Consider the following 1,553-nt stretch of genomic DNA (forward strand, 5'->3'; position numbering starts at 1 on the left):
CCCTGTCTGTCAGGGTGAGTTGAGGCCAGCGGCTCATAGCAAGTCCGTCGGACAGGGCGAGTTCAGGATCGAGAGTCGTTGAATACTGCTGTTGACGTCGTGACGGCCCAGGATGGGGTCATGAGTCGTAAGAAGGGTCCGCGTTCGGATGGTCCGCGGGCACGTCGGTCGTTTACTCCGGGGCAGAAGTTGGAGTTGTTGGCCGCCTACGAGCAGGCCGTCGCGGCTGGTGAGGGTGGGGCGTTCCTGCGGCGGGAGGGTTTGTACTCGTCGTTGATGTCGGAGTGGCGCCGGGCGCGGGACGCAGGGTTGCTGCAGGGCAAACCGGCTGGTGAGACGGTCGGGCGGCCCAGCGCGGAGCAGGCCGAGATCGCCCGGTTGCGGCGTGAGCTGGCGCAGGCTCAGGCGAGGCTGGCGCGGACCGAGACGGCGTTGACGATCATGGGAAAAGCGCGCGAGCTCTTGGAGGACATCTCCAGGAGCGAGCCGGACGGTCCGGACGTGTTCGGGCTCGGCAAGCGCTGATGGACGCCTTCGGGGAGCTGATCGGTGCGGGGGCGACGACGCGGGCCGCGGCGGCGATGACCGGGATCGCCCGGTCCAGCGTTGACCGGGACCGGCGCCGGCCGAGTCCGTCACACCGGCCGCGTCCGGCGCCGGCGAACGCGCTCACCGCAGCGGAGCGGGAGCACGTGTTGCGGCTGCTGGACAGCCCGCAGTTCGTCGACGCCGCTCCGGCGCAGATCTACGCGGCCCTGCTCGATGAGGGCGTCTACGTCGGCTCGATCGCCACGATGTACCGGATTCTGCGGGAACACCGGCAGGTCAGAGAACGTCGCCGGCTGGCCAGGCATCCGGCCCGTCAGCGCCCGGAGCTGGTCGCCGACGCGCCGCGGCAGGTGTTCAGCTGGGACATCACGAAACTGGCCGGCCCGGTGAAGGGCACCTACTTCGACGCCTACGTAATGATCGACATTTACTCCCGGTACATCGTCGGTGCCCGTGTGCACGCCCGCGAGTCCGGTCCCCTTGCCGAGTCAATGATGCGCGAGGTGTTCGGCGTTCACGGCGTGCCGCACGTCGTGCACGCCGACCGCGGCACGTCGATGACGTCGAAATCGGTGGCTGACCTGCTCGAAGACCTGACCGTGACCCGGTCACACTCCCGGCCGAAGGTGTCCAACGACAACCCGTACAGCGAAGCCTGGTTCAAGACGTTGAAGTACGCGCCGGTCTTCCCGGACCGGTTCGCGTCCCTGGCCCAGGCCCGGGCGTTCATGGCCGACTTCGTGACCTGGTACAACAACTGCCACCGGCACTCCGGGATCGGCCTGCACACCCCCGCCGAGGTCCACCACGGCCGCCACCACACCGTGCGCGCCGGCCGAGAGGACACCCTCGCCGCAGCCCGCGCAGCACACCCGGAACGCTTCGGCGCCAACCGGCCCTTGCCCAAGATCCTCGATCTGCCCAAACAGGTCTGGATCAACAAACCAGAGCCGGAACCTCAAGCCGCATAACTCCCGCTGGCCTCAAATCCTTGACACGTTCCG

General features: G+C 67.9%; 1 protein-coding gene. It reads left to right on the forward strand.

Annotation, left to right across the window (positions count from 1 at the left end; all coding sequences use genetic code 11):
- The first annotated feature begins 120 nt into the window (after positions 1-120).
- Positions 121-1,520, forward strand: a protein-coding gene (locus ACFQGL_RS32130) for an IS3 family transposase (RefSeq protein WP_377516413.1) whose coding sequence is annotated in 2 segments (ribosomal slippage) — positions 121-454 and positions 454-1,520 — 1,401 coding nt in all. Because the reading frame shifts where the segments join, the coding sequence is not laid out codon by codon here.
- The last annotated feature ends 33 nt before the right edge of the window (positions 1,521-1,553 follow it).

The organism is Micromonospora vulcania (assembly GCF_042658605.1).
GTDB lineage: Bacteria > Actinomycetota > Actinomycetes > Mycobacteriales > Micromonosporaceae > Micromonospora > Micromonospora vulcania.